The sequence below is a fragment of the Paenibacillus sp. 01T422 genome (genome assembly GCF_056398785.1).
The window spans coordinates 1-6,686 of record NZ_JBFTQB010000298.1 but is presented as its reverse complement, the minus strand read 5'-3'; the positions used below and the strand labels follow the sequence as shown (position 1 = coordinate 6,686).

At 49.7% G+C, this 6,686-nt stretch carries 2 protein-coding genes and 1 pseudogene; 2 read left to right on the top strand and 1 reads right to left on the bottom strand.

Going from position 1 to position 6,686, the window contains the following annotated elements; translation table 11 throughout:
- Together AC1DUA_RS17620 and AC1DUA_RS17615 are read left to right on the top strand one after the other, a co-directional pair.
- Positions 1-208 (top strand): annotated as a pseudogene (locus AC1DUA_RS17620) (hypothetical protein); the annotation flags it as partial.
- Positions 209-333: 125 nt separating this feature from the next.
- Positions 334-1,116 (top strand): DeoR/GlpR family DNA-binding transcription regulator, encoded by a 783-nt coding sequence (locus AC1DUA_RS17615; RefSeq protein WP_477501008.1) that lies wholly within the window; start codon positions 334-336, stop codon positions 1,114-1,116.
- Positions 1,117-1,382: 266 nt separating this feature from the next.
- Here AC1DUA_RS17615 and AC1DUA_RS17610 read toward each other — a convergent pair.
- On the bottom strand, positions 1,383-6,686 hold a 5,304-nt coding region (locus AC1DUA_RS17610; protein WP_477501007.1), incomplete at its 5' end, for a galactose-binding domain-containing protein.

The window sequence follows — 6,686 nt, the reverse complement described above, 5'->3', positions numbered from 1 at the left end:
GAACTATACAGATAACCCGCAGAAGAAGCAGGCATTCGATGAAGTGTTCCCTTATGCGCGAATCGATGTATCCAGCGCTGCGCGCAGCAAGATGGATACTGCGGTTGGAGAGGCTTTGCAAGCATTGACTGCTGGTAAATTATCTCCGGCTGATGCGCTGAAGAAGGCGCAGGCTGACTCAACGAAAGCGCTCAAAGAATTCAAGTAAGCTCGGGGACAAAGATCAGGAACGAATACAAGCTCAGGAACAAATAGGTGACAGGCTTCCTACGTAAGCGCAGTTAAGGCTTATGGGGAAGCCTTGTTTTACTAGCAGCAGGGGAGGATATACCTTTGAATTCAGTCCGTCGGAGAAATGAAATTATCATGGAAGTGCGGCGTGCCGGCAGCGTTTCTGTCGATGAATTAATGCTGACCTATGGTGTCTCGGTGGAAACAATCCGCCGGGATTTACGTATTTTGGACGAGAAAGGCATTGTTCGGAGAACGTATGGCGGTGCTGTTAAAAGAGAGCAGACAACCTGGGATATGCCTTATTATGATCGCATGCAGCTGAATCTGGAGCGTAAGGAGGCTATTGCCCGCGAAGCGGTGCTCTTATTGGAAGAGGGCGATAGTGTTTTTGTAGATGGCAATACGACTGGACTTGTGCTATCGCGCTTGATTCCAGGTGATAAGAACCTGACAATTGTGACCAACTCGGCGATGGTTGCCTTGAATTTGGTTCAAAAAAAGGGGAAGCTGAATGTCTATATGGTCGGCGGCGAGGTCGGGGAAGATGGTATGACATTTGGCTATAAGCTGCACTGCGAGCTCCGTCAATATCGCTTCGACAAAGCGCTGTTTTCCTGCATGGGGTTCGGTACACAAGGCATTTACTATTCAAAGTGGGAGCCTCTGCAAATTGCTCAGATGATGGTTGAGCAGAGTAATCACCTCATTCTCATGGCGGATTCGTCCAAAGCCAATCGTAGTGGCTTCCTGTTTGGCATGGAGCTTAATCGGATTCAGACGTTAGTGACCGATGAAGGGACGCCGCACGATATGCGCGAGAGCTTGCGGGAAACGGTCCGTAATCTGATCGTCACCAGCAGCGATGAGCAGAGTGAGAGGTAAGTCTGGCAGTGGGGAACTACAGGCCTTTATTTCGTTGGAAATGCATGATTTCCAAGTCTAAGGGGAACTGTGGTTCGTTATTTCGTTGATTTTCACCTGAAATACGCACCTTGGAGGCCAAATAAGTGCTTGTAGTTCCGCTCAAAGTGGAAATAGCTCGTTTTTCTCCGAATAGAGGACTCCAGTTCCCATGGAATGGGGCACGAATACAGTATGTCCAACCAAAAAGGGACCGCCAGGCGATTACGCCTGACGGTCCTTTCTAATTATTCGTATACTTCTAGTTCAAACAAGGAGTAACCGTATTGCGTGTTGCGTTGTGTGCCAGCAACTTTAACGTAACGAGCGTCAACAGGGGTGAAGAGGATGTTGTCTTTACCGCCGTCTCCGTATGTTACCGAGGAAACTGTCGTCCAGTTCTCGCCGTTCGTGGACACTTCAACGGTGTAAGCTTTCGCTGAAGCATTCTCCCAGTTCAGAAGGACGCGCCCGATCTTGAAGGATTGACCAAGATCAACGCAGATCCATTGTGGATCACTGAACGCTGACTCCCAGCGTGTGCTCTTATTRCCATCCACGGCCAGCATGGCGCTTTGAAGCGGTTGGTCGGAAGTGGTGACTTGTTTGAAAAGCGCAAGATTAGTTGCAGGTATAATGGCTTGAACAAGCGTAACGTCGTCATAGCCAGTTGCATGCACCTTCACTTCGTAAGGTCGAGCTTCTGTGAATAAAGCAGCGCTAAGTGTAATCGTGCCTGCTGATACCTTGTATTGGTCTGCACGAAGGGTAACACCGTTCAATTCAACTGCGTTGATAGCGTTTCTCCAAGCGGTATTGTCGGCAAACGTGACGTCGATCGCTTGACCAAGAATGTTATCCGCCGCATCCGCCGTCAATGCAGGTCCTGCAAGCGGAGCTTGATTACCAGCATAGACTTCGAATTCCCATAAGGAGAAGCCGTATGGTGTTCCTCGTTTGATTCCATTCATCTTCACATATCTTACACTCACTGGAGCAAATGTAAGATCGTCAATGTCGCCGTTGCCATTCTCAGTAGCGTATACCGTTGTCCATGTTTGTCCATCCAAGGAGACATCGATGGTATAAGCTTTGCCGAAGGCATTTTCCCATGTCAGAACAACATGATTAATCGTTTTGGGTGCTCCGAGATCAACGCTCATCCATTGGTTGTCTTCAAAAGCAGACTCCCATCGGCGATCGAAACGCCCGTCGACGGCATCAGCGCTAGAACGATGGTAGTCCGGTGAGGAAGCTGTCGGTCTACCGTAAGCGAGATTTAGCGGATTCGGGTTCGTATTTGGATCATGCCCTGGATCAGTTCCTGGATCATGTCCTGGATTCGTATCTGGATCCGTATTCGGATTACCTGGAATTTCTTTCGCTGCGATTGTTTGCTGAACGGATGCTTCCGTGTAACCTGCTGCTTGCACCGAGATTCGGTATGTTTTCGCATCTTTGAAAAGCGAAGCGTCTAAAGTGATTTTACCTGCGCCCAATTTGAATTGGTTGGAGCTCACTGCTGTATCGTCAACTTTGACAGCTTCGATCGTGCCTCTCCATGTTGCATCATCGTCGAAGGTGATGTCGATCGGTTGACCGACTTTCGCGTCCGTCGTATCTGCGGACAGTTCCGGCGCGCTCGGCAAGCTGGAAGCATTGCCGTATACTTCAAATTCCAAAAGCGAGAAGCCATAGGCTGTCGTCCGCTCAGTGCCATTAACTTTCACGTATCTTGCATGGGTGGGCAAGAATCCGATATCGTTAATGCCTGGTTTACCTGTTGTTGTCGCATAAACCGTTTTCCAGTCTTTACCGTCTGAAGAGACTTCAACTGTGTAGCTCTTGCCGGCTGCATTCTCCCAGTTCAGAAGCACACGGGAAATGGTGTTATCCGCGCCGAGGTCGACCGTTAGGTACTGCGGGTCGCTGAAGTCGGATTCCCATCTCGTTGCGATGTTTCCGTCAACGGCATTTTTGCCAGATTGCTTCGGATTCGCAGATGTGAGCGTCGGCTTGCGCAAAGCAAGGTTGACGTTCGAGTTCGTAACGATTGCTTGCTGAACAGCTGAACTCGCAAAGCCTTTAGCTTCAACGGAAATCTCATAGCTGCCAGCTTCAGGGAACAAGGCGCCATTCAGTGTGATTCTACCTGGTGATACGACGTATTGTGCAGCAGATGCCGCCACGCCATTTACTTTCACACCAGTGACAGCGTTTCTCCAATCCGCGAAGTCATCAAAGCCGATGTCGATCGGCTGGCCAACGCGGTTCATTGTCGTGTCCGCAGTCAATTTCGGAGCGTCAAGATCGCCTGCAGGCGTACCGAACACTTCCATTTCCCATAAGGAATAACCATAGTTTGTCGTTCGTTCTGTGCCTTCTACTTTGACGTATCTGGCATTCACGGCTGGGAATTTGATGTCGTCGATGCCTTCATGACCACGTGTGGTTGTGTACACCGTTTGCCAAGTTTCACCGTCTACCGAAGTTTGAACGGTGTAGCTTTTACCAGCTGCATTCTCCCAGTTCAAGCGAATATGACTAATTTTATACTCCGAGCTCAGGTTGACACCGATAAACTGCGGATCGCTGAAATCCGATTCAAAGCGTGTATCCAGCTTGCCGTCAACTGCGTAGGAGCCTGGGCTTTTCGCTTTATCCGACGTGAAAGTCGGCTTATTCAGCGCAAGATTTACCGTCGAGTTCGTGATGACGACTTGCTGTGCGCTCGTATCCGGGTATCCAGCCGATTGAACAGTGATCGTGTAGCTGCCTTCCACGGGGAACATAGCGCTGTTCAGGGTGATTTTGCCGCCTTGGACGCTATACTGCGTGGCATTCATGGCTGCACCATTAACGAGAACTGAGCTGATGGACTCGCGCCATTTCAGATGGTCGGCAAAAGTAATGTCAATTGGTTGCCCAATTACGTTTTCCGTCGTATCTGCCGCAAGTTGCGGAGGTTTATTGCCATCCAAATCGGTTACTTTCGTCGGATCTACTTTCACAAGTGATTTCGGCCCAACCTTTGCAGATCCTGTTGCGCCAGCTGCATTATGGAATGTCACCGTAACCGCTTCGTTCTTCGGATTCCAGATCATCGCGGAGTAAGCCGCATCTTTCTTGTAGACGGTAGCTCCGGACCAGCCGCTTGCCCAGATGTCTTTGGTGCGCGTTCCGAGAGTTGCCATGCTGTGAACAAACCAGTAAGTATTGAAGATTTCGTTCTTTTGCGTATTCTCAGTCGTAAATTTATTAAGCACTGTTTGCGGCTCGCTTAAGGCTTCAATTGGCCAAACGATGTGCTGCCATGCGTTTTCTGGGCCTTTGTTATCCTTGACGAGACCATTATACAGGTCTGCAGCTTTTGCAGGATCGAACCCGTAGCTTGTCAGGTACTCGCCTGTTGGCAACCAGTGAATGCCGTAAACGTTGACAGGATCGCCGCTGAAGAACGTACCGAAGTTATACGCGCTGCCGTACACTTGACCAACGGATTTGTGAGCAAATCCAGGCAGCCAGTTGTCATTGTCATAGTTGAACCAGTATTGTTCTACAGCTTTCAGTTCTGTCGTGAAGCCGTAGATAGAGATATCACGGAAGTTCTTATCGCCGGACATCAGGCTCCACATGTATTCGCCGACCCAGCCAAACAATGACTCGCCCGCTGCTTCCTGATTGTTCCCGTTGTTGTTATCCCCGTAACCGCCAGCCCATGAATGACCTTCGTACGGATCGAAGTTGCGCAGGAACGGATATTGCGGATCGTTCTTCGATGGGTTCGCGTAGTCTCTGATGAGGTTCTCGACCATCTCGCCGTAATTGTTTTTGAAATCTTGATCGTAAGTGGCAAGTACGGCGGAAGCGAAGACGTAATAACCATAAGTGAAATGGTGGTCTGTCAGGCCAGTGTTAGCGCCGAATTCGCTGTTCTTGTAATACATAGTACCCCAAGTTGGGTCGTAGTACATGAAGTAGTCCGGCTCTCCCTTGGTGTAAGTGTACCAGTCCGTCAAGATCGTTCTGAGTCGCTCCAAGAACACATTTTTGTACGCTTGGTCCCCGATTTGATCGGCAATCAAGACGCCCATTGCCAGCGGATGAAGGACTTTGCCTTGCCAATAAGCATCGCCTGACATGATGTTCTTCGATGTAGATTCGTCCAGATAGCTTAATTGCTTAAGCAGGGTTTCACGTGAGTAAGTCGGATCTCCGGGTTCTGTAAATTGAGGGACGATACCGTTAAAACGGTCAACCGTCGTAAACGAGTTGCCCTCATGAAGCTTCAATGTGCCACGAATGGACTCATAAGCAAGCGAAGTCAGCGGAGAGGACGTTTGCTTCCATTGATGTGGGAGCAGTGCCATCAACGTCGTTGGCTCCATGTCCGCGCGCTTCTGATCGATCTCGACATCGAAGCGGGTCGTGACTTCCGAAGTGTTTTCGTCATAGCCCGGAGTTACAGTCGTATTTTTAATGAAGGCATAGCCGTGTTTATAAAAAAAGTTCAAATCACTTGCAGCCGGCATGGAGGCTAGGGACATGTAGTTTTGTCCGCTGCCGAGTCGAACTTTGATTTTGTTGCCGACTTTCATGAAAACAGAGCCTTGCGGTGCGAACAAGCCGTAGTGGCGAGTCACGGGTTTCGATTGCGGCGAGCCATCTACGTTATTGACGGTAAAGCCGATGTGATCTGCCGTCAAAGTTGCGCCTTCTGCCAAGAGAACCGGATTGCCGTTGTCGTCATAGAAGCTCGTGGAAACCGGGAAGTTCAACTCCGGAGTCGTTGGATCACTGAATTCCGAATACAGGTACGGCGAGCCTTTGACGAAAGTTGTTTTCATTTTATCCGTGTCGTTGTCGCTCAGCTGAACTGTTGCGGACCAGTCGCCATAGCCGGCTACTTTGTTCTTGATGTGCGAYGGTGAGATGTTGCCTGCGTTCAAGTAGAAGTCAGGTGCTCCGTCTGCTGCCTGGGAGTTGCCTGTGTCATTCACCCAACCCGCACCCGGGTTCAGGATACCGAGACCCATCGTCGTATATTTGGATTTGAGCGGAAGCGTGATAAGGCTGTCACTCAAGTTTTTAATAAGAACGGACTGCCACCAGTCATTTGAAGGAATTGGACCCTTCACATCATCTGTTTTATTAACAGGTGGACGGGGCTGTGGCATGTTAATATCGCTGCTCAAATAGCTGCCTTTACCCACATTAACTGTCGTTGCAGTAGGAAGTGGAGGGATCGTATAAGCCGGTTTCGGATCGCCTTCAACATAATCGTACACGCTGAAATTGAACAACGAGTAGCCGTAGCTCGTCGTGCGGGAGATTCCCTTCATACGAACGTAACGTCCACTGGCATAAACCTGCGTATCCATCCAGCCGTCTTGGCCATTGATTTCACGGTAAATCGTTGTCCAGTTCTGAGCATCGTCCGAAACTTGCAGATCGTAGATGCGGCCTGCGGCATTTTCCCAGTTCAGGCGAATACGGCMGATGTTATGCTCGCTGCCAAGGTCAACATAAATCCACTCATCGCTCGTGTGGGC